Source organism: Vibrio sp. D420a (assembly GCF_030248625.1).
GTDB lineage: Bacteria > Pseudomonadota > Gammaproteobacteria > Enterobacterales > Vibrionaceae > Vibrio > Vibrio fortis_A.
Window position 1 is genome coordinate 121,040 of the sequence record NZ_JAHGAN010000008.1, and the last position, 25,847, is coordinate 146,886.

At 43.7% G+C, this 25,847-nt stretch carries 22 protein-coding genes; 9 read left to right on the forward strand and 13 right to left on the reverse strand.

What is annotated here, in order from left to right:
* Positions 1–16: 16 nt before the first annotated feature.
* Positions 17–928 carry an oxidoreductase gene (locus KI743_RS08495; protein WP_285465970.1) on the reverse strand — a complete coding sequence of 304 codons (912 nt, stop codon included), beginning with the start codon at positions 926–928 and terminating at the stop codon, positions 17–19.
* A gap of 78 nt (positions 929–1,006) precedes the next feature.
* On the opposite strand from KI743_RS08495, the gene KI743_RS08500 reads away from it, so the two are divergent.
* On the forward strand, positions 1,007–1,417 hold the full coding sequence (locus KI743_RS08500) for a MerR family transcriptional regulator (protein WP_285465971.1): 411 nt from the start codon (positions 1,007–1,009) through the stop codon (positions 1,415–1,417).
* A gap of 62 nt (positions 1,418–1,479) precedes the next feature.
* Here KI743_RS08500 and KI743_RS08505 read toward each other — a convergent pair whose 3' ends face one another.
* Together KI743_RS08505 and KI743_RS08510 are read right to left on the reverse strand one after the other, a co-directional pair.
* On the reverse strand, positions 1,480–2,205 hold the full coding sequence (locus tag KI743_RS08505) for an SDR family NAD(P)-dependent oxidoreductase (protein ID WP_285465972.1): 726 nt from the start codon (positions 2,203–2,205) through the stop codon (positions 1,480–1,482).
* A gap of 330 nt (positions 2,206–2,535) precedes the next feature.
* Positions 2,536–4,332 (reverse strand): hypothetical protein, encoded by a 1,797-nt coding sequence (locus KI743_RS08510; RefSeq protein ID WP_285465973.1) that lies wholly within the window; start codon positions 4,330–4,332, stop codon positions 2,536–2,538.
* A gap of 395 nt (positions 4,333–4,727) precedes the next feature.
* Here KI743_RS08510 and pflB point away from each other — a divergent pair, with 395 nt between their 5' ends.
* On the forward strand, positions 4,728–7,025 hold the full coding sequence (gene pflB / locus KI743_RS08515) for a formate C-acetyltransferase (RefSeq protein ID WP_285465974.1): 2,298 nt from the start codon (positions 4,728–4,730) through the stop codon (positions 7,023–7,025).
* A 428-nt stretch (positions 7,026–7,453) separates the two neighbouring features.
* Here pflB and KI743_RS08520 read toward each other — a convergent pair whose 3' ends face one another.
* On the reverse strand, positions 7,454–8,770 hold the full coding sequence (locus KI743_RS08520; protein ID WP_285465975.1) for a PLP-dependent aminotransferase family protein: 1,317 nt from the start codon (positions 8,768–8,770) through the stop codon (positions 7,454–7,456).
* Between the two features lie 203 nt (positions 8,771–8,973).
* Here KI743_RS08520 and KI743_RS08525 point away from each other — a divergent pair, with 203 nt between their 5' ends.
* The gene (locus KI743_RS08525; protein ID WP_285465977.1) at positions 8,974–9,582 is read left to right on the forward strand and encodes a LysE family translocator; all 609 of its coding nucleotides are present in this window, start codon (positions 8,974–8,976) and stop codon (positions 9,580–9,582) included.
* A gap of 228 nt (positions 9,583–9,810) precedes the next feature.
* On the opposite strand, the gene KI743_RS08530 is transcribed toward KI743_RS08525, so the two are convergent.
* Positions 9,811–10,482: a glutathione S-transferase family protein gene (locus KI743_RS08530; RefSeq protein ID WP_285465979.1), complete on the reverse strand. Its 672-nt coding sequence runs from the start codon at positions 10,480–10,482 to the stop codon at positions 9,811–9,813.
* 234 nt (positions 10,483–10,716) lie between these two features.
* Positions 10,717–11,148 carry a MarR family winged helix-turn-helix transcriptional regulator gene (locus KI743_RS08535; RefSeq protein ID WP_285465980.1) on the reverse strand — a complete coding sequence of 144 codons (432 nt, stop codon included), beginning with the start codon at positions 11,146–11,148 and terminating at the stop codon, positions 10,717–10,719.
* Positions 11,149–11,328: 180 nt separating this feature from the next.
* Here KI743_RS08535 and KI743_RS08540 point away from each other — a divergent pair, with 180 nt between their 5' ends.
* Together KI743_RS08540 and KI743_RS08545 are read left to right on the forward strand one after the other, a co-directional pair.
* The gene (locus KI743_RS08540) at positions 11,329–12,255 is read left to right on the forward strand and encodes a glutathione S-transferase family protein (RefSeq protein WP_285465981.1); all 927 of its coding nucleotides are present in this window, start codon (positions 11,329–11,331) and stop codon (positions 12,253–12,255) included.
* Between the two features lie 47 nt (positions 12,256–12,302).
* The gene (locus KI743_RS08545) at positions 12,303–13,091 is read left to right on the forward strand and encodes a glutathione S-transferase family protein (protein WP_285465982.1); all 789 of its coding nucleotides are present in this window, start codon (positions 12,303–12,305) and stop codon (positions 13,089–13,091) included.
* Between the two features lie 148 nt (positions 13,092–13,239).
* Here the strand turns inward: KI743_RS08545 and KI743_RS08550 are convergent, their stop codons facing one another.
* Positions 13,240–13,641: a hypothetical protein gene (locus KI743_RS08550; protein WP_285465983.1), complete on the reverse strand. Its 402-nt coding sequence runs from the start codon at positions 13,639–13,641 to the stop codon at positions 13,240–13,242.
* 113 nt (positions 13,642–13,754) lie between these two features.
* Between KI743_RS08550 and KI743_RS08555 the strand changes: the two genes are divergently transcribed.
* Together KI743_RS08555 and KI743_RS08560 are read left to right on the forward strand one after the other, a co-directional pair.
* Positions 13,755–14,648, forward strand: a complete 894-nt coding sequence (locus KI743_RS08555; RefSeq protein ID WP_285465984.1) for a LysR family transcriptional regulator — start codon at positions 13,755–13,757, stop codon at positions 14,646–14,648.
* A 248-nt stretch (positions 14,649–14,896) separates the two neighbouring features.
* Positions 14,897–15,454: a cytochrome b gene (locus KI743_RS08560; RefSeq protein ID WP_285465985.1), complete on the forward strand. Its 558-nt coding sequence runs from the start codon at positions 14,897–14,899 to the stop codon at positions 15,452–15,454.
* A 40-nt stretch (positions 15,455–15,494) separates the two neighbouring features.
* Here KI743_RS08560 and KI743_RS08565 read toward each other — a convergent pair whose 3' ends face one another.
* From KI743_RS08565 to KI743_RS08580, 4 genes are all read right to left on the reverse strand, one after another.
* A complete protein-coding gene (locus tag KI743_RS08565; RefSeq protein ID WP_285465986.1) occupies positions 15,495–16,472 on the reverse strand; it encodes an IS481 family transposase in 978 nt (325 codons plus the stop codon).
* A gap of 57 nt (positions 16,473–16,529) precedes the next feature.
* Positions 16,530–19,010 (reverse strand): PAS domain-containing hybrid sensor histidine kinase/response regulator, encoded by a 2,481-nt coding sequence (locus KI743_RS08570; RefSeq protein WP_285465987.1) that lies wholly within the window; start codon positions 19,008–19,010, stop codon positions 16,530–16,532.
* A 295-nt stretch (positions 19,011–19,305) separates the two neighbouring features.
* Positions 19,306–20,271, reverse strand: a complete 966-nt coding sequence (locus tag KI743_RS08575; protein ID WP_285465988.1) for a DHH family phosphoesterase — start codon at positions 20,269–20,271, stop codon at positions 19,306–19,308.
* A 200-nt stretch (positions 20,272–20,471) separates the two neighbouring features.
* The gene (locus tag KI743_RS08580; protein ID WP_285465989.1) at positions 20,472–20,954 is read right to left on the reverse strand and encodes a MarR family winged helix-turn-helix transcriptional regulator; all 483 of its coding nucleotides are present in this window, start codon (positions 20,952–20,954) and stop codon (positions 20,472–20,474) included.
* A gap of 129 nt (positions 20,955–21,083) precedes the next feature.
* Here KI743_RS08580 and KI743_RS08585 point away from each other — a divergent pair, with 129 nt between their 5' ends.
* Complete coding sequence (locus KI743_RS08585) at positions 21,084–21,992, forward strand: EamA family transporter (protein ID WP_285465990.1); 909 nt, start codon at positions 21,084–21,086, stop codon at positions 21,990–21,992.
* Positions 21,989–22,582: an NADPH-dependent FMN reductase gene (locus tag KI743_RS08590; RefSeq protein ID WP_285465991.1), complete on the forward strand. Its 594-nt coding sequence runs from the start codon at positions 21,989–21,991 to the stop codon at positions 22,580–22,582. The genes KI743_RS08585 and KI743_RS08590 overlap by 4 nt, the downstream gene beginning before the upstream one ends.
* Positions 22,583–22,728: 146 nt before the next feature.
* Here KI743_RS08590 and KI743_RS08595 read toward each other — a convergent pair whose 3' ends face one another.
* Together KI743_RS08595 and KI743_RS08600 are read right to left on the reverse strand one after the other, a co-directional pair.
* Positions 22,729–24,039, reverse strand: coding sequence for a DUF1501 domain-containing protein (locus tag KI743_RS08595; RefSeq protein ID WP_285465992.1), 1,311 nt, complete (start codon positions 24,037–24,039; stop codon positions 22,729–22,731).
* Complete coding sequence (locus tag KI743_RS08600; protein ID WP_285465994.1) at positions 24,036–25,682, reverse strand: DUF1800 family protein; 1,647 nt, start codon at positions 25,680–25,682, stop codon at positions 24,036–24,038. The genes KI743_RS08595 and KI743_RS08600 overlap by 4 nt, the downstream gene beginning before the upstream one ends.
* Positions 25,683–25,847: the final 165 nt, after the last annotated feature.

A 25,847-nucleotide genomic window follows, 5' to 3' on the forward strand; every position in this document is an offset into this window, starting at 1 on the left:
GCGCGAACACTATCTGCTAATCCACATCACCGAATGGGTAAACCATTTCGGTGACGTGACTAGAGTAGTCCCACAGCTTATCCGCAACTTCCTGATCCATTGCCGTAACTTTTAATTGCTCTTTCACTGGACGCCCGCGAATACCAAACCGTGGACCTATAAAATCGCCGCTGTTGCAATTGGGATCACAGCAGGCGCGAAGCAGTGGCTGCACTCCGCTCTCAATAGGACATGCGAGCCATTTAGACAACAGCCCTCCAACACCTTGTGTTTGTTGCCTTTCGCTAGCAGTGAGCCCAGGGTGAGCTGCTAACGATTGCGCATTAATGCCATTTAACTCAAATAGTTTATGGAGCTGACGAAAGAACAGCATGTTAGCGAGCTTACTATCACCGTAAGACTTCATTCGATGGTAGGGCCTTTTCTTCCAATCAAGATCATCAAAGCGTATTTCCCCAAACTTATACCCACCGCTACTCACTGTAACGACTCTTGCTCCGGGCGTTGTTCTAATTATCGGTAGCAAGCACCCTGTGAGTAAAAAGTGGCCTAAGTGGTTTGTCGCGAAGTGCATTTCATGGCCCAGATCTGTATGCTGAAGTTCACTTAGATTCACCACACCTGCATTGTTCAGCAAGATATCAAGACGTTCATGCCTCTCAATAACCGTATCAGCAAAATGCCGAACGGATGTAAAGTCAGTCAGATCGAGTAAACCATTCTCGATATCCGCGTCCGGAACAAGCTTGAGCATTTTCTCTTTGGCTGACACACCTTTCTCATTGCTCCTGCAGCCAATAATCACCCTACAACCGGCTTGCGCTAGTACCATCGCACTCTGAAATCCAAGGCCTGCATTACCACCGGTAACAATAGCAACTTTACCCGTTAAATCAGGCATATCTAGGGTTGTCCACTTACAACTCATTCCCAAAGTCCTCATCGTTGATATTAAAGAGGGTTGAGCTTAATCTATGTGGTATACCACACAGTCAAGAGAATAATCATGCGTATTGGAGAGTTATGTAGACAAGCAGGTGTATCAAAGGAGCTCGTTAGGCACTATGAATCATTAGGTTTAATATCTTCTTCACCAGTGCAGGCAGGAAGTCGAGTATATCGGGAGTTTAACGAGCAAGCATTAAACAGGCTTTACCTGATTCAAAAAGCAAAAAATATGGGTTTAACGCTAAAGCAAATTAAGCCACTGCTCGACGCGTTTCTAAACTATGACATGTCCGATACAGAGGCCATTTCCATTTTACTCAAGCAGTCTGAACGCATGGATGAAATCATTCAGCAGGCTCAAGATGTCAAGAATCTCATCCAAGACCAAATTGACAAAATAGAAGGAAAAGTGGAAGGGCACTGCGAAAACCACAAATACCTTTTCCCACGGAGCGAACAAGCTGAATGAATTGGTTATGTTTCGTTTAACAGAGCTATCAAAGATCAACCTCCAGAAGTCGTTCAGTTGATTTAATCTAGCAAACTGTCTTGGTAGAGCATCTTTTTACTCATTCCCCCATCAACAACCAAGTTATGGCCATTAACAAAGTCATTGTTTGGATGTGTTAGAAACAGACACGCATTAACAACGTCCTCAGCTTTACCTACTCTACCTGATGGATGCTGTTGATGATCGAAACTATCAAGCTCATCATACCCTTCCACTTGAATCCAGCCCGGACTGACCGCGTTGACTGTAATTGGGGTTTCTGACAACGAGATGGCCATAGATTGTGTCATGGAAACCACACCACCTTTTGATGCGCCGTAAGCATCCCAACCCGATTCGTTTTGATTCCAGCGCGTAGAAGCGATATTGATTATTCGCCCATAAGGTTGAGCATGATTCAACTCAATAAATCGTCGAGAGCAGGCAAACGCACCTTTGAGATTGACATCAATCACACGTGAAAACTCTTCAAACGTGAGTTGTTCAATAGGCTTATTAAAGTTGGCAATCGCACCATTATTGATGAGCACATCAACTTTGCCATATTGACTTTTGATCCCGTTAAAAGCTTGATCTACCGACTCAGGGTTTCCTAAATCAACAAGGTGAAAATCGACATTCGGATTCTGGTTTGGGGCAATGTCAAATACGATCACTTTTGCTTGTTGCTCTAGATAAGCCATAGCGAGGTGTTGACCGATGCCTTGGCTACCACCAGTAATGACGACCACTTTATCTTTATACATTCTGCGTTCTTAATTGTTTGTAATGGTCTCAATTCTAGGGGGAAAACACATAAAAAAATAGGTGAGGCTATCGTTATATCAGACCTAAAAGAAGCTAAATAAACTGGCGCGATTTGTTGGTCATGCCTCCTTGATTAGGTAAATAGGAACATATAGAAGGAAGTCTCTACTAATACCGACTTTAAAACACCTCCCTAGTTAGTGCTCCCATTCTTCTTCGTCAAAAAACGCTGGGGCAATGGAGATTGTTTAGCTAAAAAGCCCTAATAGATAGCCGCTTGCCATGACAGCAAGCGGCTTTTAGTTCACAACCTAACAACGACAACAGGGTCAATCATCAAATGAATACCCGACACTTATGCTCCGGCCATACTCATCAAACGCCACTAAAGTTGCTCGCTCTATGTCGTTGAACTCGTTAGAGCTTACCGACTTCGCTCCATCAGGAACCGATACTCGTTGAGTACCAAACTTACCGACCTCTTGAACCCAAACATCGATATCTGTGGCAAGCTTCGATTCTCGAGTCCAGCTCATGTAGAAGTCGTTACTGCCAGTACGACTTTCAGTGACCTCAGCAATATACTTACCCATATCGTCACTAGATTGCTTACCTTTGCCGATAGAGATCTGCTCATGTTCTTTCGAACCATCTTTGTATTGGTAAGTAACTTGGTACTTTGTGTTGTCGTTAATCACTGCACTCGGAGCAACTTGGTAGCCATCAATCACTAGGCTATAGGGTGCATTCGACCAAGGGTTACGATAGGAACTATCAACAAAATGGCAACCTGTGATTTTCCCGTTATTCACCTCTTTATAGATACTATCGATATTAATAACGCCTTCGATACCATCACCAGCAATAGTAATGGCGGTTAGATCCATATAATCCGGCATGTCCGCTAATTTAGGCTCACCTGCGAACCATGAGGTGTTATCGAAACTCGCAGGGATCTTGCTACAAATCGTGTTTGCGTCTGGAAAGCCATCAATTTCGATGGCCCAGTTACCTTGTGTACGGTCGTTAGGGTTGAAGAAGCCCACTTTAATGATGGCTGAGATACTTAAAGGTAACTTGTCTTTGCGTCCCATAAACTTAATGTCATCGCTGCTGTCTTTTGCAAACCATGCTTTGGCACGACCACACGTCGCATATGGTGAATCTTGATAACATTCAGTATAGGCAAGCAGGTACGAGCCATCATTCGCAACATCTTGGATAACGTAGTCCTTGTAACGGTTCATCGGATCTTTTTCATTGGGCAGGTTGTATTTAAACTGCTCAAAGATACCGTCCTTTGTCTGACCGTACCAAAACGCATTTTCATGAACATAGGCTAAGAACGCCTCTTCTTCTTGTTCCATCACCATTTCTTCAAGAATATTGTCAGCTGCAACGATGTAAGTCAGTGGCTCTTCAACATCTTCAGGAGCTAAATCCACCACGCCATTATGGAATGACTTATTGCTCCAGCCTTCATTCCAAGCCAACGTCACCGAGTAGCTCATATCCCCTTTGTAAGTTAACGTCGCTTCGGTTTCAGACAGTGTAATGTCAACAAGATCGAGGACTGCATCAATGTCTTGGTAATTAGCCTCAAATTCCGAGCTCACGAGGTCGAAATCATCAGAAATATTGGCTCCATCTAACAGCGGCTTTAGCACGAGTTTCAGTTCTTGTTGTGCAGAATCTAACTTTTCTAAAGTCAGCTCAGCCTTGTATTTGTCAAAATCCGTATAGACTTCACTCGCAGGCTTCTGCGTGATTTTCGAGATCAAGAGATTTGTGAATGGAGTAATGTTCGATACTCCAATCTCTTGGTGGCTTTTGAGAATAATTGAATATAGCTCATGACTGCCACCGCCAGCCGCACCTACCGCTCTTACAATCGCAGGAGTTTCGATACTGTTTTTCTCAAATTGAAAACTACCGCCTTCTATTGCTGTGTACTTTTGTACGTCACCAAGTGAGTCTAAAACAGTGATTTCACCATAGATAGGGGCGCCGCTTGCAGCAACACCAGTAACAGTGGTTTTAGGGGTAGGTTTATTGTCGTCACTTGAGCTAGAGCCACAACCGACAAGGGTTGCGGTGATCATTGCAGATAAGATTGCCTTCTTCATTTTGCCTTTCTTATGGTTTTACATTTCTGTGAGGTGCAACTCTACCAAAATAAAGGACAGCGATCTTTATTTTTGATCATTAAATTTCCAGAGGAACTTTTCGAATGGGTATATAGATGACCGGAGTCATCCTACTTCCAAAAGGGCGCAAATCAGTTAAAAGTCATCCTTAGATACAACTCTAAGAAGAGAGTCTTCCCTAATCAGCAATGTAACAACTTCCAACCATAGCGCTTAAATCCAACGGCAAAAATACCCTTACAAATAATATATGTATTTTATGCATTTTATTTTTGAAAAGCATTCATTTTACTCATAGACACTATTTCCATATATTGCTTGGCAAAGACGAGACCGGGCGGTCCGCCAAAAAAATAAGTTTATGAGGTACTTATATGACAATTCCAACAACTGTAATGTTAGAAGCATGGAAAGGTTTCAAAGGTGGAGATTGGCAAAACGAGGTGAATACTCGCGAGTTCATCCAGGCGAACTATACACCCTATGAAGGCGACGAATCCTTTCTAGCAGAAGCGACACCGTCAACCACTTCGCTCTGGGATAGCGTATTAGAAGGCATTAAAGAAGAGAGTCGAACACACTCACCGATCGACTTCGATACAGATTTGCCTTCAACGATCATTTCTCACGATGCGGGTTACATTAATAAAGATCTGGAAACCATCGTTGGCCTACAAACAGACAAGCCTTTAAAGCGTTCAATCATTGCTAATGGCGGCATTCGTATGGTGAAAAGCTCGTGCGAAGTTTACGGCAGAGAACTAGACCCACTTGTTGAAAAAACCTTCACTGAATATCGTAAAACTCACAACACTGCTTGTTTTGATCTTTACACTAAAGAGATCATCGCTTGTCGTAAGTCAGGTATCATTACCGGTCTCCCTGATGCCTACGGCCGTGGACGCATCATTGGTGATTACCGTCGCTTAGCATTGTATGGCATCGAGTTTCTCATTGCCGATAAGAAACAACAGTTCCACTCTACTCAACGTTTCTTAGAGCAAGGTAATGACTTAGATAAAACGCTTAAACTGCGTGAAGAGCTTGCTGATCAAATCAAAGCACTAAAAGATATCCATACCATGGGTCTGAAATACGGCATTGATATGTCAGCACCCGCCAAAACCGCGCAAGAAGCCATTCAGTTTACCTACTTTGGTTACCTTGCAGCGGTTAAGTCGCAAAACGGTGCGGCAATGTCGCTTGGTCGTACATCCACTTTCCTCGATGTTTACATCGAACGCGATTTAGCAAACGGCACATTAACTGAATCGAAGGCACAAGAGTTAGTTGACCACTTCATCATGAAGCTGCGTATGGTTCGTTTCTTGCGCACGCCAGAATACGATTCACTCTTTTCTGGTGACCCAATCTGGGCGACAGAAGCGATGGCTGGTATGGGTGTAGATGGTCGCACACTCGTAACTAAAACCACTTTCCGTTACTTACATACGCTATACAACATGGGCCCAGCACCAGAGCCAAACATGACGGTTCTTTGGTCTGAAAACCTACCAGACGCATTCAAACGTTATGCGGCAAAAGTATCAATTGATACCTCATCGCTTCAATATGAAAATGATGACTTGATGCGCCCAGACTTCAACAACGATGACTACGCGATCGCGTGCTGTGTAAGCCCACAAATCGTAGGTAAACACATGCAGTTCTTTGGCGCTCGTGCAAACTTAGCAAAAGCGCTGCTTTACACCATCAACGGTGGTATCGATGAGAAATCTAAACTTCAAGTTGGTCCTGAGCGCGCAAAAATTACAGATGAAGTGCTGGACTTCGACCGCTTAATGCCACAATTTGATCAGATGCTGGATTGGTTAGCCACTCAATATGTGACGGCGTTGAATGTTATTCATTATTCTCATGACCGTTATAGCTATGAAGCTTCTCTGATGGCACTAATGGACAAAGACGTACACCGCACTATGGCGTGTGGTATTGCAGGTCTCTCTGTTGTTGCAGACTCATTAGCCGCTATCAAATACGCTAAAGTAACGCCGGTTCGCGATGAAGATGGCATTGCAATCGACTTTACTATCGAAGGTGAATACCCTCAATTTGGTAACAACGATGATCGTGTCGATGATATTGCTTGTGACCTTGTTGAACGTTTCATGAAGAAAATTCAGAAGAAGCACACTTACCGTGAAGCAACCCCAACTCAATCGATCCTGACGATCACATCAAATGTGGTTTATGGCAAGAAAACGGGGAACACACCGGATGGCCGTAAAGCGGGTATGCCGTTTGGACCGGGTGCAAACCCAATGCATGGCCGTGACCAAAACGGCGCCGTAGCCTCACTGAGCTCAGTATCTAAGCTGCCGTTTTCTTACGCGAAAGATGGTATCTCGTACACATTCTCAATCGTACCAACTGCATTAGGTAAAGATGACGATAGTCAGAAGCAGAACCTAGCGGCATTGATGGATGGCTACTTCCACCATGAAAACGGTGAAAGCGATATCATGGTTGAAGGTGGTCAACATCTCAACGTCAATGTATTAAACCGTGAAATGTTGTTAGATGCAGTAGAGCATCCAGAGAAATACCCACAACTCACAATCCGAGTGAGTGGCTATGCTGTGCGATTCAATTCTCTGACCAAAGAGCAGCAACAAGATGTGATTACTCGTACATTTACTGAAAAGATGTGATGCCTTGTCTTCACGACCATTTACTGCATTGAGATAGCTCAAATGGCAGTAGTTAAAACGCCCAATGCCTCGCATTGGGCGTTTTAGTTGTTAAAGCGTTTTCGGCTCATTTTCACGCAAGATATGTATTGTGTTAAGTAAAAATCAACTTTATGAACACCAGCAAAAACTAACTCTGATTAAAAGTTGTAGAGAGTGAGGTTGCTAGCTGTGAATAGCACAAGGTGTGTTTGCCATGAACGACTAAAGCACACCTATGGACAAAAGTGGGTTAGCGTGAGTTCGAATGACTCAAACGAGAGGGAATATAAATAGCCTTTTCAGGCATTCAGTCGATTTAGGCATGTCGATTCCATCAATCTACTAAAGATATTACTTATATACTACGACCAACTCGTCCCATAAGTAATCAATAGTATCTATGAAGTTTAAGTGAGCCGTGCGACTTGCTCCCTGACAGTCTCTAAAGCAGACTGCAATTGTGGACGGCTTAGTGGACCTGCAAGTGAAATCCTCACCGCTGCTGGCACTTCATACCTACCCACAGCAAACATTTCTGCTTCCCTCACTCTGACTCCATATTTCAACAACGACTGGTTAAAACTATAACCGGTTAATGGCTCGGGCAAACGTAACCATACATTATAGCCAGGAACGCCAATCTGAACTTCGGGAAATACAGCCTCCCAGATGCGATGGCGAGCACTCAGTTCCATCGCGATCTCTTCGTCGACCGACTGCATAGCACCACCGCTTAACCAACGACAAAGCAAATCGATTATTAAAGGACTAACATACATACAACTGGCTCGTAGCGCTCGTTGCAGTAACTCTTTGAAAGACAGAGGAAGAATGATAAAGCCCAGTCGCAATCCACCCGCGAAGTACTTAGAAAAACTGCCCACGTATAAGGTAATATCCGGAGCAATAGCGACTAAAGGACTCTTTCGATGAGATGGCGGACAGTAGAGCACGTCGTCCTCAATAATCAACACATTGTAACGACGACATATCTCTATGATTTTTAGCCTTCGACTATCTGTTAACTGAGCTCCAGTCGGGTTTTGTATTCCCGGCGTCAGATAAAGCAGTTTGGGACGATGTCTCTTACAATGTAAAACCAGATCTTCTGGATCTAATCCGTGTTCATCGACTTTTACTGGCACTAGTTTTCGTTCGGATTGCTGGCACGCATAAATGAACTCTGGATAACACAGCCCTTCGGCAAGAATAGTATCTTTAGGACGGCTTAATGCTTGAATAATCAACGAGATCCCGTGTTGTCCTCCATGAGTCCACACTAGACGCCGTGCATCAATGTCGATATTAAATTTGGTCATCAGCCATTGTCGAAGAGTCTCGTTATGACCTTGAATGCCATCAGCAGAGTAGTAATCCAGCACGGCTGCCTGTGCAATTTCCTCGTGAGATAGTTCTTTCAGCGCATTCGCTAGAAATTTCGGCTGCGATACTAACAAAGGTCGGCAGCGCGCCAAATCAATTCCTTTCTCTTCCAATACTGGATGATAAAAGTGGTTCAGTTCAGTTTCTCTGTTCCGAACATAAGTACCGCTTCCTACTTTTGGCTCTGTTAAGCCCCTCTGCTCAAGCTCCTGATACGCTCTTGTCACGGTTCCAACCGTCACACCCAAGCGATAAGACAAAATACGCTGAGGGGGTAATTTCGTATCTGGTTCGAGTTCACCACTCTCTATCACCTCAGCAATCGCATCAGCCAGTGCCATAAACTTAGGTCCCGAACGACCCTATATATCAGGGACTAACATTGTCTCTCTCCAAAGGGGTACAATTAATTCTTGTATTCAGGATAAATAAGGCCTGACGAAAATGAAATTAAAGAATTGTCACCATGACGCATTAACTGTAGGTCTGTCTCACTTCGCCCCATTACTCTTAGCTCAGAAGCACTTATTTGAGAGGAAAGGAAATGACAACATTATGGGATCTAATGCCAGCGATGAGTTTATTTGCGTTTGTTACTGCCATCATACCCGGTCCAAATAACTTATTGCTCGCCAACTCAGGGGCACAATTTGGTATCCGGAAGTCGTGGCGACACCTAATTGGTATACGTATTGGTGTTATCGGGTTAATTCTGCTTTGCGCGTGTGGTGTCGGTGTTACAATCCAAACTCATCCAAATTGGTATCTCGCCATAAAATACATCGGTCTGGCTTACATGTTCTGGTTGATCATAAAGCTGTTGTGTACCAATTCTTTCGCGGGTAAAGCCACCGAAAGCAAACCAGTCAACGTAACACAAGCTACGTTGTTTCAACTGGGTAACATGAAGGCTTGGATGGCATCACTTGCTTTGGTCACAAGCTATAGCCTCCCCTCTGACTATTGGTTATCCGTCACATTGATTTCTTTCGTGTTTACGACGTTCGGACTGTTTGCCAATATGACTTGGGTCTGGGTTGGTCAAAAGATCCGTGTTTATCTCAATACCACAATAAAGCAGCGTATGTTCAATATCAGCCTAGCAGCGATAACATTTGTATCATTGTTACCAGTGTTTAAGGACTCAATCTGAATAAGGAATATTAGTGTTTAATATAACTACAATAGTTGATGATCTAAATTCGCATTCCGAAAAGCAGTGTACTTTGGGACAGAAGCTTACTAGCAAGTCCCATTGTGCTGTCTCATAAACTCTGGGAATAAAAGGGTTGTTCCGCTAAATGACCGCTGGCTACAACGACTAGCGGCTCTCGAGTTCAAGTTTAGGTGAATCGTCAAATGTGCGCCCAACACTGACACTTTATTCAGCTAAAGGAGTAAACCTCCCTCCTTTTTCTATAGCCCGTTGGTATGCCGGACGTTGACGCATTCTATTCAGAAACTCATGCACATTAGGGTACTCTTTTCCAATACCCACCCTGATTTCGGCGACTTCTAAGCAATACCCCATCGCTATATCTGCTGCAGTGAGCTCCTCACCCGATAACCAAGTCGATTGAGATAACTCTTGATCCATATAACGCAAATGATGGTGATATCGGACCCAAAGATAACCATCTCTGACTTTATTCACAACCAGACTCATGATGGGTTTTAGAAAGAATGGGACTTTTGAAACCATACGTTTAAAGATTAAAGCATCCAACATTAGTGGCATGAAGCTAGCTTGTGTGGCATGCATCCAATACAAATAACGCACTCTCTGGCTAGAGTTTGGCTCGGGGCGTAACGTTGAGCTTGGGTACTTATCCAAGATGTAGTCCATGATTGCTCCAGTCTCTGGTAACACCAAATCTTGATCCGTAATTGTGGGAGACGTCCCTATCACATGCAGCTTTTTGTATTCCTCTGGAGCCAAAGTTTGGGGCCCTACTCGTTTATAGTGTTGTAGCTGATAGTCCACATTTAACTCTTCCAGAAGCCAAAGGATCCTTATGGATTGTGAATTCTCTAAATGATGAACAGTGATCATGATTTTCTCCTACTTTCTAATTCGTCGGTGCAACATTCACTAATGACTACTTTGCGTACATAACAACTAATTCACAGTAAGGTGCGTATTCTCTTTTTTAAAATATAATCCATGGATTATATTTACAAGGACTTTATATTGGGTTTGGTATGAAAAGTTATGTTCAGAATTGCGCTAGGCATAAAAAAGCCGACCTAGAGTTAGGTCGACTTTCACGTTCAATCGGCGGCTCAATTAGAGTTTTTTCAATAACTCGTAAAGTTTTTCAGCATCCCCAGGGGAAAAATCTAAACTGACGGTGAGGAGCTGTTGGTCAGCATCGATGTGTGCTTGCTCTCCAGCCTCGGTAATGTGAATGTACACAACACGCTGATCTTGACTATCGCGTCGCTTTTCAATGAGTGCAGCGTCCATCAATTTATTCAGAGCACGAGATACATTCGGACTTTCATCTGTCATTAGCTTTTTTATTTGATTTACAGTCAGATACTTTTCTGGAGCTTTTGACAATACATGGAGTATCTCAAGCTGTATCAAAGACAACCCCGTCGGCTTGAGCTTACGAGTCATCTCAGACTTCATTTCTTGACCAATACAGGCGATCAGCCCTATTACCTTTTGGGAAACGTCTAAATCAGAATTAATAATCGCTTGTTTATTAGCCATTTAATAAGATCTTTTTCTCAATCATGTTGAAAGTAAGAATAACCAATTGGTGAAAATGGAGCAAACAACTAGACACCTATTTGCTAAATCGTTTGACAGTGGAGAATTTTCAGATCTAATATATTCCACGGAATATAAATCCAAGGATCTTAATCTCATACTCGTTCAATAAGGTTTCCTATGAATACTCCAATACTTCATCGTTCACTTAAATCCCCCTACGCACAAAAAGTCATGTTGTTGATGGGGTATTTAGAACAACCCTACCTCTCTTTCATCGCGCCGAAAGGAATGCCTAGACCTATTGAGGAAATTTTGGTGGGTGAGTACAGCCGACGTATACCTATCCTACAAATCGGTGCAGACATGTATTGTGACTCAGAACTTATCCTTCGGGTGATGGCTGAACGTAACAACGCAGACTCACTAAACCACTACCCTTCTCGCGATGAAGCGAAACAATGGATAAAAAGAATAGAGACAGAGGGTAACAACGCCATCATCGAATCAGTAAAACCTTTAGAGATGCTGATCGCCTACTTCAAAAATATGCCACCTAACCATGCGTTGCGCTTTATTACAGACCGAATCAAGCTTGCAAAAACACTCAAAAAGCCCAACGCAGAGCTGTCACATAAAGAAAAAGCTGCCATTGCGCGCCGCTATTTAGAGCAGCTTAACCAACAACTCCTTAATCGAGGCTTTCTACTAACGGAGAATAAACCGACATCCGTTGATTTCGCTGCTTTCACAATGATCTACTTTTTAGACATGATAAATGGGATAAAGACAACGCAGGGGCTCGATCATCTTCAGCAGTGGTATAAAACAATGTCTCAATTTGGCACAGGAAGATATACAGAAATTGACGGGAACAAATGTCTCGACAGTGCCTGTCTTGCAGCACCGTCATCGATAGCGCAGCAATACCTCAACTCACCACGTATTGGTCAGAGCATCACGTTTCGTAATGGGGGGTTCATGGCGAATATGAATCAGGGCGTAAAGGGAGTCATAGTCGGAGAAGATGAAAACACGATCATCATACGCAGAGAACACGAGCGAGTAGGCACTGTGCATGTCCATTTCCCCAAGTTGGATTATTAAGTTGCCAATTCATCCCATCATCTAAAAATACATCAAGGACATATTAAATGTTACCCGACGACTTTACTTCGTTAGCTGGACTTCACCTCTTTTGCAATCCGTACTCTAACTGTGCAGGTCGCGTCATGCTTGCTGTTGCGGAAAAGGGGATTGAGACGCAAATCCACATTGTCGATCTACTCAAAGGTGAGCAATTGAGTTCAAAATACTACGCAATTAACCCAACTTGCGACGTACCGGCAATAGTACATGATGGTGAAGCAATGGGAGACAGCATCACTATTCTCCGCTATTTAGAAGCAATGTTTCCTGAGCAATCACTTACACCAAACAATAAAGACCATGCAGTCAAGATGGAGGAGCTTCTCGATCTCGCTTCACATTCTCACATGGATTATATCGTCCCTTGGATATACGCCAAAGGTTTTGGACGCCTACCAACACCTAAGCAAAAAGCATTTTATGACCAATACGTTCCTCATCGCTCTCAGTTTCACAATCATCGTATAACGGTAGCACCTGATGTTGTACTCAAAGAGTCTGAAGTCAAAATAGCGAATACTTTATCAATACTGGAACAGAAACTATCCCAACAGCGCTACTTAGTCGGAAACACTTACTCAATGGCTGATATCGCGTGGTTTCCAACGCTGTATTTATTGGGGAAAGTGTTCGCGTACCCACTAAATGACTACCCTAATTTGGTTCGGTGGATGAAAGATATTGAAAATCGTCCTGCATTCATCAATGGGGTCAAAGCGTACATGTCGCCGATTCCCAATTGGTTACTTCGCTTAATTTTAAAAATTGTGCGTCTCACTGGCGGCAGGAGATAGTTGAACTTGATTGAGCCCCAAAAAAGAGACAGCGCTACGCCATAGGCAATTCCGTTTACCTACAACTTGCCTCTGTTTGATTAGGCAATCAGTTTTGCTAGGTTAGCAGTAGTATCGACATTGCAATAACCAAACTGCAATGCAGCCATTAACCTTCAGAAAGTGGGCGTAGGAAGATCTGCTCACGTAGAACTTGCCAGCGCTCATCTTCAAAGCGCAATTCGATATTACACAGCAGCTTCATTTCTTCTCCATTCATCCCACTGTGCTTACGGCTTAATACACACACCGCTGAATCTCCTAAAATATGGAAATCATGCCATTCCGCCCATGTATTGAGTTGGTGTTTGCCTTCTTCAGCTTGCTTGGCAAAATGCGCTTTAAACTCCACTTTATTGAATGTTTGAACTGTACTGTCGGGCATGATCAGGGTGGTATGAAAATCTTGGTGGTAGATCGTCTCTAAAGCTTCAATATCAAAGTTCGTTGCACGGTCAATCAGGTGATCCATAGCTTCACGAATGGCTTGTTTGGTATGAGTTGGTTTCATCTTCTATCTCTCTCTATCGATAATTTGGTTGACGAAGAAGATAGTAACCACTGTAGATTTGTTATAGAACTAGGCTAAAATGAACACCATCTATTCCAATATCGAATACATCCATGGACAAGCTAGGCGCAATGCGCGTATTTCTACGTGTTATACAGACAGGCAGCTTTTCAGCCGCAGCCAGGGAGCAAAATACTTCCCAAGCGACGATCAGCAAAAAAGTGGCCGCATTAGAAGATAATCTAGGTGTAAAACTGATCACGCGCACCAGTCGCGAACTGTCACTGACTCAGGCCGGTCAAGAGTATTACGAACACTGCACAACCATTATTCAGGAGATTGAAGAGGTCGAAGCCAGTGTTCGCTCGCAAGTAAGTTCACCTAAGGGAACATTGCGTATTGCTGCACCTGCGCCGCTTGCGCGGATCTTACTCGCTCCGTTGATTGCCGAGTTTTTATCTAAATACCCTGAGATTGAGATAGATATGGTGATCGATGAGCGTCATATCGATCTCGTGGCTGAAGGTATCGACGTCGCGATTCGCGCAAGAAACCTGGAAGATTCCACCTTGATTGCGAGACCATTGTTTAGCAATCCATTACTACTCGTAGCTTCACCCAGTTACATAGAGAAGCATGGGATGCCTAAACATCCACTCGACCTCAAAGGTCACGATTGCATTGTCTATACCTTCAATCGTTCACTCAACAACTGGCACTTTAGTAACACCGACCAACAGATATCAGTGCCCGTTCGCGGGGTCTTTCGCAGCAATAGTGGTGAAACCAATTTAGAAATGGCGCTCGCAGGGCTAGGCATTACTCAATTGCCAATATGGATGACCGATGAATATCTAAAGACAGGCGAGCTTGTTACGGTGCTCGAAGGATTCCCAAGTGATTCGATTCCAATCAACGCTATCTACCCTCAAAGTCGGCATATCCCATCGAAAGTGCGTTGCTTTGTGAACTATCTCCAAGACAAACTTCGTGGCAAATACCCTTAGTCTATTAGCTCACCAAGGAACACCACAGCGTGAAAGACAAGCTAACAAGCGTATAAATTATAATGATAGAAGTCGAAATAAGGCGAAGAGTCATAATGTATTTCCAGAGTGTTTACTGATGTCATTAAGAGGCTTCTACTCATTACAAGTTCCAAAATTTATAAATTTACCCACAAGCACATTCATTTCACAAATAATCGACAACAAGCGTGGCAGGCTCAAAAGAAATCTAAAAATGAGTAAAGAAAATGTCGAGTTACAATACCTATTCGCTATCCAGAGCATCCATCACACTTCATTGGCTTGCTGGCAGCATGATGATCTACATGCTCTTATCTGGATTATTGATGGAGAGTTTGGAAGTAGAGTGGTTTTTTGACTCTCATACATCACTAGGCGTCGCTATCATCGCAGTATTAATCCCGAGGATTGCATGGCGCATTATTGAAGGCTGGCCAGAATCAGTAGGAGATTACAGCCGCACAGAGAAATATTTGGGTAAAGCCGTACATTGGTTGCTGATGTTGTGCATGATTATGATGCCATTATCTGGTGTCGTTATGTCTGTAGCAGGAGGACATGGCCTTCACATCTTTGCATTGGAAGTATGGCCGGAAACCGTCGACCCAAATACTCCTGGTGAAGTGTTAATACTGTCTCCTACCCTCCAAGAGTTGTCTGAAACAGTTCATCACATCATAGGTCAGTACCTTCTACCCATTGCTTTGGTATTACACGTAGCAGGAGCGGTAAAACATCACATCATCGATAAAGACCGAACCCTACTAAGAATGCTCGGACGATAGACTGTAAAGACAATCTAACCCCATTATTGAGGTGTGTGATTCACAGAGATGGTTTCAATTTTCTTAACTGAAGATCGAGCTTGTAATTCTGCTCTTGAAACCTCTCTTTCCATATCTGGTAGCGCTGTGATACCTCTTCAGACAGAGGAGTTTGGTCAGATAACTCTGTAATCTTTTCTATCGGTGTTAGCCCCTTTAAAGAGCTATGTGGACGCTCCCAGTTGTAGTAGTGCTGCCATTCAGATAGCAGCAGATCCAACTCATCCAGCCCCACACTTACATCTATGGTCGGATAGAACTCGCTTTTATCCGTTTTCTGGGAACGTTCAACTTTACCATTCAAGTGAGGTGAACCAGGCTTGTTGGGGCGGAATTTTATTCCATATAACATAAGTTGCTTCTGGACTTTCTCTGCAAAGAATTCGTGCCCTCTGTCCGTCTGAACTCGTTGGATAGGAAATGGCATCTCATCCACTACACATTCGATAAAGTCGATTGTATTTGCTGCTGTGCGCCGAGAATAGCACCTCAAAACCCGATAGCGAGAGCAGTCGTCGATAGCTGTGTATTGATAAATTCCAGCCGTTATTTTACAGGTATCCATTTGGACTCTATCACCAGGAATCGGACGCTCGTATCTTTGGAAATCTTTTTTACGTCGGTAAGTTACAATTTTTTTCACACAAGCTTCTGATAAAACTTTATGGATTGTCGCTGTGCTTAGGTGTATTTGATGAAGTCGGATTAGTTCTGTTTGTAAGCGTCGCGCCCCTAGGTTGCGTTTCTCACGCATCTCAAGGATCAACGCTCTTAATTCATCGGTAATCTTGGCATCTGGAGAAGAATGAGGGCGTTTGCTCTGGCTTTCTAGGCCAGCGATTCCATTCTGCTTATATCGCTTCGCCCACTTGCGTAATGTTGGTCTAGATATACCACAACGACGACATACGAGGCCTGCATCACCACATTCCTCATACATCTTCACCCACTGTAATCTTTGCTGAATTTCTCTATTCATAGACATCCATTTTAGTTGAAAGGATGTCTATGAATCACACAACTAAACAAACCGCAATTAACTTGCCCTATCGATCGTTTTAATATGATTTAGGTGACGAGAAAGCGTCTCTATAAGATCTCTTTTTATCAGAGGCTTAGTAAGGACTTCGTTTGCTCCGGCCTCTAAAAAAGCTTGAGTCGATGTTTGCATGATGTCTGCAGTCCACCCGATGATAACAAGGTCGCTATGGCCAGACTCCCGTATTTTCTTAACCGTCTCCACACCGTTCATTTTCGGCATGTGGTTATCAATTATCACAAGGTTGAAACTGCCCGATTCCAGCTGCTCTAATGCTTCATACCCATCCTCACAAGTAGCACATTCAACGTTCAATTTGTCCAAAAAGCCTTTGGCGATAATGCGATTCATTTTGTTATCGTCGGTCACCAAAACCTTAAACGAAGTTAAGTCTACTGCCTGCGTTTTCACACCCTTCTCGTCTTTATGCACTATTGCTGGAAGGTTGATAACAAAACTGAATCGGCTTCCTTTTGAAACTTCGCTTTCTACATTGAGTTGTCCATTCATCAAAGTCACAAGTTTGTGGCAAATCGCTAACCCTAACCCTGTACCACCGTAGTTACGTGTTGTTGATAAATCCGCTTGCTCAAACTCATTAAAGATTGAACTCAATCTGTCATTGGGGATCCCAATACCAGTATCTTCGACAGCAAACTCAATTTTTGTAGGAGCTATTCGTTTAACGCTTACATTAATTGAGCCGCTTTCGGTAAACTTCAGTGCGTTTCCAACTAGGTTAAGTAACACTTGTCGAATGCGAACAGAATCGCCATTGTATGCGAGGGAAGGATCACAATCATCGATAAGGTTAAACTCAATACCTTTCTCAGAGCACAGAGTTTGGTAAGTGTTCAATACAGGATTGGTAATTTCAGACATCTTAAATGGATGTGGAGCAATCTCAAGGCTATCGTTTTCGATCTTCGCTAAGTCTAGAATATCGTTCAGAATTGCAATTAGATGCTCGCCAGAACCTAGCGCCAAACGAAGAACGTCTCTTTGCTCTTCTTTTTCTAAATCGTCCACAAGCATCTGTAAGATCCCTAAAAGGCCATTCATTGGGGTTCTGATCTCATGGCTCATCGTTGCCAAAAACAGTGATTTAGCTTCATTGGCCTGATGCGCCTTGTTCGCCTGTTCTTCTAACTCAAGCCCAAGGTTTTTAATATCCGTAACATCACGTTCTATCGCGATAAAGTGTTCAATGTCACCCTCTTCGTTACGCAAAGGCACAATGTCGATATCCACCCAATAAGGTGACTTATCAATCGTATAGTTCAATATTTCAGCTTTAACTTGGTTACCATTTTTGAGCGCCGCTCCAATACGGCTTGCGGTTTCACGACAAGAGTTTTCACCTTGTAGAAATGAGCCGGGTTTCAATCCTTTTACGGAGTCTAATCGATAACCTGTCATGACCTCAAAAGCGCTATTTACCCACTCAATACGCCCTTCTTTGTCCGTGATAATAACGGCGTCCCTAGCAGCCTTCACCACTGTCGCAAGAAGGTGACTATCGCGCTCTTTTTCTGCTAGTAGTTTGTTAGACTCTTCAAGTAATTTCTTCGATCCGTCGAGCTCTTTGTGAGGGTTAACGAACAATCTCTGCCCCATCAAGGCAACCAAAACAGAACTAATCGTCAAAATGACAAAAAGCCCATTCAATAGCTCTTTCTGAAGCGTTGATAACTGCTCATTAAGAAACGAACGACTGATCCCTTGGGTCAACACCAAGTCGCCTCTAGTTAAAGCCGTTTGGGTTAATAACCAATCGCTCTCACTGTATTTACTTTTCTCTGTGCTATGCGAATGGTGTTCATTTTCGATCTGACTATCTGTTTTGTTAAGTGAGGCGACTGGCGGCTCAGTTTGGCTTAACTCATACCAACGTTCTCTATTGGTAACGAACGAACCAAAGAAGTCATCATAGTCGACGGCTGTTTCTCCATATATCACACCAGTAAAGCTCCCAGCTTGATATAAGGGCATAAACAGCTTTATGCAAATATGGTTGGTATCATCATGCAAGAGGTACAATATGCGCTCATTCACTTCTTTATTTGCAATTGCTTTAAAAATGGCTTGTTCTTGTGTAGAGGCAGGGTGACGAAATGTGTCTTCAAACAACAATTGACCTGTACGATCCCGCACCGCGAATTGCATAGATTGGTTTTGCCCTTTGAAGCGTTCCAGATGATAAGAGAGGCGTTCAATGTTCGATTCTGATGCGGCATCAATAACGCCTTGGTACTGAGACGCCAATACAATGCGATCTTCCGCGACTTCTAGATACTTCTCCATAAATATCTTAGCGGACTCAAGCTCGAAACTACTGTTCCCACTTTGTAGCTGTTTGACGGTAGATTGGCTATGAGTGGTCAGCACGTAAAGTGATATAACACCGTACGTCACAGATGTAAGCAATATGAATAGAACCAACAATATCTTAGGGCTGAACGAGGAGAGCTTAGCCATTCTTGATTTTCTTCCGTGTGATTATTCAAAGTTATATGAAAACTATAGAATAAATATCACCTTAGGGGATCGATTCTTATCTCCATTAGCCATTCAGAGAAAAGTGGACTATTCATTATTGTCTTCACCCCAATCAGTGAAAAGTGGAAATACAAGGGGGGAGCTTTCACAAATTATAGAGATTCCAGATACCTCGTGCCTCAATTCTGGCATGAAGATAAAAATAAGAACGACAACCAACCCCGTAACTCTCTGTCGTGAGAAACGAAGTTAGCAGAAAGCTCGCCATTCCAACCTACTGCGAATAGTAATCCGTTAATACTTGAATAAAACGTTGCTTGTCTGCTTCTGGCAACACATTGATACCCGCCGCCGCTTTACGGCCACCACCCGTTTCAAAACTTGAACAGACCTCATCGGCACCCGTTCTATTCGACAAGGGTGCACGCAAACTCACGGTGTAAGATTCGCCATCTTGGTTTTTTGTAAGCACGGCCTGAGCACGGTTTGGATCTTGGTTAACGATCTCATTACCAAATACACCGCTAATACGTCTTGCCCACGTTTCACTCGGTAATTCAAAAACGCGCGCTGAATTGCTCTCATAAGCCGGAGCGAGAATAGACACTTGTTGGTAGTCATTTTGATAAGCTGCACGCAAACGGTAGAAAACCGACCCTTCATCACTCAAAAGATCAAACGGATTAGGGTATTGATAAAGCGTTTGGTAAAGCTCAATAGGTGTGAGGTGGAGATCACTGAGTGACGCTCCATACCCGTTATAATTGACTAAGGTGCCCAACTCTTCCAAGAACGCGATTTGTGATTCATTAAAGCCATTGTCTAGCGCGAGCTTAGTCGCAACCGTTTTTAAGTTATCGCCAAAGGCTGCTGCGATTGCCCATGCAACATGTTCACCGTTGAGCTTTTGGTTAATCAACAAACTGGTACAACACTCTGGTGCAGTATCGACTAAGGTTTCAAGGTGAGTAGAAGAAGGCACTTCACCCGTACGATGGTGATCGCAATAGAACACGTCGACCTTTGCATCCAACAGCGAACGTAACGCATCATGATTTTTCTCCATCGACACATCAAGTACCGTAACAGAAGAAATATCCTTTTGAGCCACAACTTGAGAGAGCAACTTAATATCACGCTTAACGCCTGTAATAAGCACGCTCTCTTTTGGTTCACTCAAACGCAGTTGTAACAACGCAATAATGCCGTCTGCGTCTCCATTGAATACATCGTAATGCATTGGGGTTCCTTTCGTTCTCTAGATCGAATTGGTCAAAACACGAAGTTGTATTTTTACAAGCGACTTCATTTCATATCAATATCAAGTTGTTAGGTGATATAACATGATTGAACAACACCGCAGGCAACAAGCTCCCATAAAACATGCGAGTATCAGCAATGCTTCTTAAGAAAATAAAACCTGTAGGATCGATCTTAGAGTTATTGTTCTGCTAAGAGTACTTTCTTCAACAAATGCGCCAGTTGATCTTGTTCTTGTTTGCTTAGGACGTCTAGCATTTTATCCATATTGGCGACATGTGAATTCAAAACTTTATCAACCAATTCAACACCTTCTTGAGTCAAGACGACTTTGCAGCTTCGTCTATCATGCTCACTAGCAATTCGTTGGACCCAATTACGTTTCACCAACTGTTCAATACGAGTACTCACTGCACCTGAAGAAAGCATCAGAGTTTGATACAACTCTGTTGGAGTGACGGCTGCATCACAGCGACGCAACGTGGCAAGAATATCGAATTCGATACTGCTAAGCCCGTATTCTTGGAACACCGGATCTAGCTTCTTCTTCCACACACCACTGGTGCGACGCAATCGCCCGACGACTCCCATCGCTGAACAGTCAAGATCCGGTCTCACTTCATCCCATTGAGCAAGAATCCTATCGACTTTATCTGATGTCATTTTTACCTCCCCAGTAAATATCTTTTCAAAAAGATACTTGACTAAAAAATAAACCTCAATTACTTTTTAAAAAGTATCTTTTATGAAAGATACTTTTAAAAACAAACGACCGATTCAGAAAGGTGAGGTATGAATAGAGTTCAACAGATGAAAACCGTCGCACTAACTGCTGTTGCACCAATAGTCTGGGGCAGCACTTACATTGTGACGACAGAGGCACTACCCCCAGAAAGTCCTTTAATTGCGTCAACTATTCGTGCGCTTCCAGCAGGTCTCCTATTAGTGCTCTTAAGTCGTACCTTGCCCTCTGGGTTATGGTGGTCTCGTATGGCAGTGCTAGGGTTTCTAAACATCGGACTGTTTTTCTACTGCCTGTTTTTCGCGGCGACTTATTTGCCAGGCGGATTGGCTTCCGTCGTGATGTCGGTACAACCGATCATTGTGATGATCATAAGCTGGTACTTATTAGGGGCGAATTTTTCTTCAAAACAGATGGCAGCATGTGGACTAGGGGTTATTGGGGTCACTCTTTTGGTACTTAATAACTCGACCCAACTCGATATACGAGGCGTACTAATCGCCATACTTGGCACATTAAGTATGGCTTCAGGGGTGGTACTAACGAAAAAGTGGGGGCGCCCTTCAGGCATGACCATGCTTGGCTTCACTGGTTGGCAGTTGTTGTTTGGTGGAGTGGTATTACTGCCCGTCGCGCTTTGGCTAGAAGGTATTCCAGCTCAACTTACACCAACCAACTACTTGGGTTACGCCTACCTAAGTTTGATTGGGGGCATTTTAGGATACTTTTTATGGTTTCGCGGCATAGAAAAGCTCGCACCAGTGACGGTCTCATTTTTAGGTTTTCTCAGCAGTGTCTCTGCCTGCTTTCTTGGCTATCTCATTCTAGATCAGAGCCTTACTTGGCTCCAATCACTCGGTGCTGTTGCGGTTCTCGTCTCGATTTTCCTCTCAACACCTCGCTCAACTAAAACACAACCATCAATCACAACTTCAGATCTTAAAAAGGGATTATTATGAAAATTACTATCGTATCCGGAAGTCAGAGAGCACAATCTCAAAGCTTAAATGTCGCTAATTATTTGCAAAAATTAGCTTCGTCCTACTTTGATGACACAACAGTTCTTGACTTACACCAACTCAATTTGCCGTTTTGGAATGAGGGCGTGTGGCAAGGCAGTGAAGAATGGGACTGTTGGAAACCAATCGCTCAAACCCTCAAGCAATCAGACGCATTCATCTTTATCACACCCGAATGGCATGGAATGGCAACACCGGCACTGAAAAACTTTTTGATGTTGACCTCTGATGATGAACTTGCTCACAAAGCCGCATTGTTAGTGAGCGTGTCAGCCAGCATAAATGGTGTTTACCCGATAAGTGAACTCAGATTGACGGGTAACAAAAATAACCACGTATGTTTTTTGCCTGACCATTTGATATTTAGAAATTGTGAAAACACCCTAACTGCTCATCATGAATGTACAGATCAACAGCTCAACGATCGTAGTCAGTACACCATGGAATTACTTGCCACTTACGCCAATGCATTAGCCCCTATTCATCGTGATATGGTCAACGCAGGTAAAGCATTCCGCTATGGGATGTAAGCAATAAATAACTAAGAACCACCTTCCCAAAACAGGTGGTTCTTGGTCGACATAAGCTTAAAAGATAAATTAGCTTTCACGATCCCAGAACGACTTAAAGTGGTAGGAATTAGAAGCGCATCATATTCCTCACTACTCAAACTAAGTTATTTCAAAAAGCCTAAGTCTTTCACCGAAAAATTCGTCAGGTTAGGAAAAATGTACTCCATCGCGCTGTCGGTATTCACTCCCATCCACTTAGCAATCGTCGCACCGATTTGCTCAACGGATGTCGTTGGAATCATACGCCCTTTGTTAAAGTCATTCTCTCCATCAAGGATCAGAGATGGCCATTGCCCGTATAATTGCCCACCGTTCAGTGCGCCGCCCATCACAAGGTGATTACTCGCCCAGCCGTGATCGGTACCAGTGCCATTACTTGCCAGACGGCGACCAAAATCGGACATGGTCATGGTGGTCACCTTGTCACCTAAACCTGCCGCTTCCATGGATTGGTTAAACGCAGCGAGCGACTGGCTTAAAGCGCTCATCAACTCCGCATGGTCGTTCAATTGATTTGCGTGAGTATCAAAGCCACCAAAACCGACAAAGTATACTTGTCTTTGGTGACCCAGCTGATCACTTGACTTGATCAATCGAGCAACCGTATGCAGCTGCTTACTTAAAGATAGATCGGGGAAGTGCCCTTCTTCTGGTATCGAGCTAATCGCATTTGCTAACGTATCTCTTATTGAAACCGAATCGTTTTTCACACGGTCAAACTCTCGCCCAAACGCTGTATGTGGCGACAGGCTCATAACACGATCGAAACTTTTTCGACGTTGAGCATTATTAATTCCATTCACTTTTGGTAGCGAAGAGGCATTGATCAGATTGGCCGTATGGTCGCTACCATTCAATAGCTGAGCATAGCCGTTAAGGCTGAAAGTTGGGCTAATGGAGTCTGATTCACTACTCAACACATCCATTAAGCGACCTGCCCAGCCTAGCGTCGTATTACTACCAGACCAACCACGTTGCCATTCCGCTTGTTGAGAATTGTGAGAGAACAGGAGAGGTGGCATTGCATGTGTGCCATCCTTCAATCCAGCCTTAGTCGCAGGTTCAATGAGTACACCGCTATTAGCAATAGCGACCATTTTCCCGCTATCGAATAGACTTTGAGCCTCACCCATAGAAGGATGCAAACTCAACGATAAACTTGACCCAGTGTTTAATGATAAAGGAAGCAGTGATGCTTGTGGGATGGCAATGTCTGGACGAGCACTCGCGTATTCATCGTAGTGTGCGTTATCGTTAGGCACCAACATGTTGAAACCATCGTTGCCACCAAATAAAAAAACACAAACCAGAGCCTTATAATCATTATTTGGCAACGCATAAGCGGAGCTAGTGCCCATCATTGAAACAATAGGTGTTGAGGCCATAGCCGCTAATAATTGACGACGTGAAATCATTGGGCTAGCTCCTCAATGTGAAACTCTTGGCTCGTTACTGCGATATAGATGGCGTTACGAACCTTTAAACTCTGTTGTGTATCTCGAAGCTCTTCTAATGCTTCTAATACTATCTCGCGAAGATCATCACTCATTCTTTCAGAGAGTAAACGCCTTTCAATTTCTGCAATCAGAGCTTCATGATCATTGGCGATCGCTTCTAGCGGCGCTGTATTGATAACGATACGAGACGGGTTGGTTTCTCCGTTGTAATTCGTTCTGCCGGTTGCAGTCCAAAGCTGATTGTTAGTCAGAATGAAATTATTCCAACTCAGTATTTCAAACTCAGGCGCTACGTCTTTAGCCGCCGCTATTTCGCCGTTTGGAGCGTAATCTGGAGAGAAGAAGTTGAACACACTAGGCGAACCTAATGGCGACTGCCCGTATGCGCCAAATGTGTTAATAGAGTTATGAAATCGTCCAGTGGGATCAGCCGATTTAGCCTCAAATGCGCGGAAAAAATTGGTCATCGCGATCAAGGGTTCTTTCATTTTGGCAGGCGTTCGATCACCGCCACTGAGCGCTTCACTATCAGTTAAAATGCCGCGAATCACGGTTTTAAGATCCCCTCTCACGCCTGACCCATTATCTGCAAACAATGCACTAATACGAGCGACATAAGCAGGAGAAGGGTTCGACGTGACCAATCTTTGAATAAGATGTTTACTGACCAAAGGTGCGGTATTGGGGTGGTTAAGTAACATGTCCATCGCTTGCGCCATGTCTTGCTCTGGCGTCTGGCCTTGAGCAAAAACATTGCCCATCACAACTTTCTGTTCGTCATCATGATAGTCAGGATAAGCCACCATTGGGACAAGCCAATTTCCCTCTTTCGAACCCCACCATGGTTTGGTTTTTTCGGCGATGTGCCAGCCTGTAAATACTCGCGCAAGGTTTTCAATATCATCCTGCGAGTAAGTCGGGATCAGTTGCCCCTGACTGTCCAGTTTATCTGTACCATCTTGGTTTAACTCATACAGACCGATGCTAAACAGCTGCATCACTTCACGTGCATAGTTCTCATCTGGAAAACGATTATTGTCTGGATCCGCTTTTTGGTTTGCCATCATGGATAGGTAATCACCCATTGCAGCATGCAGCGTCACCGATTCTATAAGATCACGATAGTTGCCAAACGCATGGGTAATAAGCATATCGTAGTAATCAGTCATCTCGACGGCGCGGCCACCTAAGCTCGCACCATACCTAGAGATCACGAACAGTTCACTCAACGCGAAGGCGACACGCTGGCGAAGTTGGTCGGGCGCATTCAGGCTAACATCCCACCAAACCGCCACACGATCAGATTGGTTATAAGTGTCCGCGCTCTCTGCCAACGTGTATTGTTGCAATCGAACTGAGTGCAAAGTTGGAGACATAGAAAACTGCTGATCTAACCAAGCTGAATAACCTAAGTTGGCTAATTCTTGATAAGAGTCTGGCTCTGGGCCAAATGTCGAGCGATACAAAAGGTCGTAACGCTGCTCTTGTGTTAGGGAGCTGGGTGCAGGTGAACTACCGCCGCCATCTCCTCCACCGCATGCCGAGAGCATTGAGAGACTAAGAAAACAGACGCTCAGTTTTAATTGAGAACGCTTTAACATATAAGACAATCCAGAAACACATACACTACATATAATTTACCGCACACTAGCGGAGAACATCATTCCCAGCAATCCGTTGCAGCATAAACCGTGCTACGGGTTCAAGTTTGACAATCGAACCGATATACAACTCTCGCCACGCAAACTAATACAATATGTGTCAGT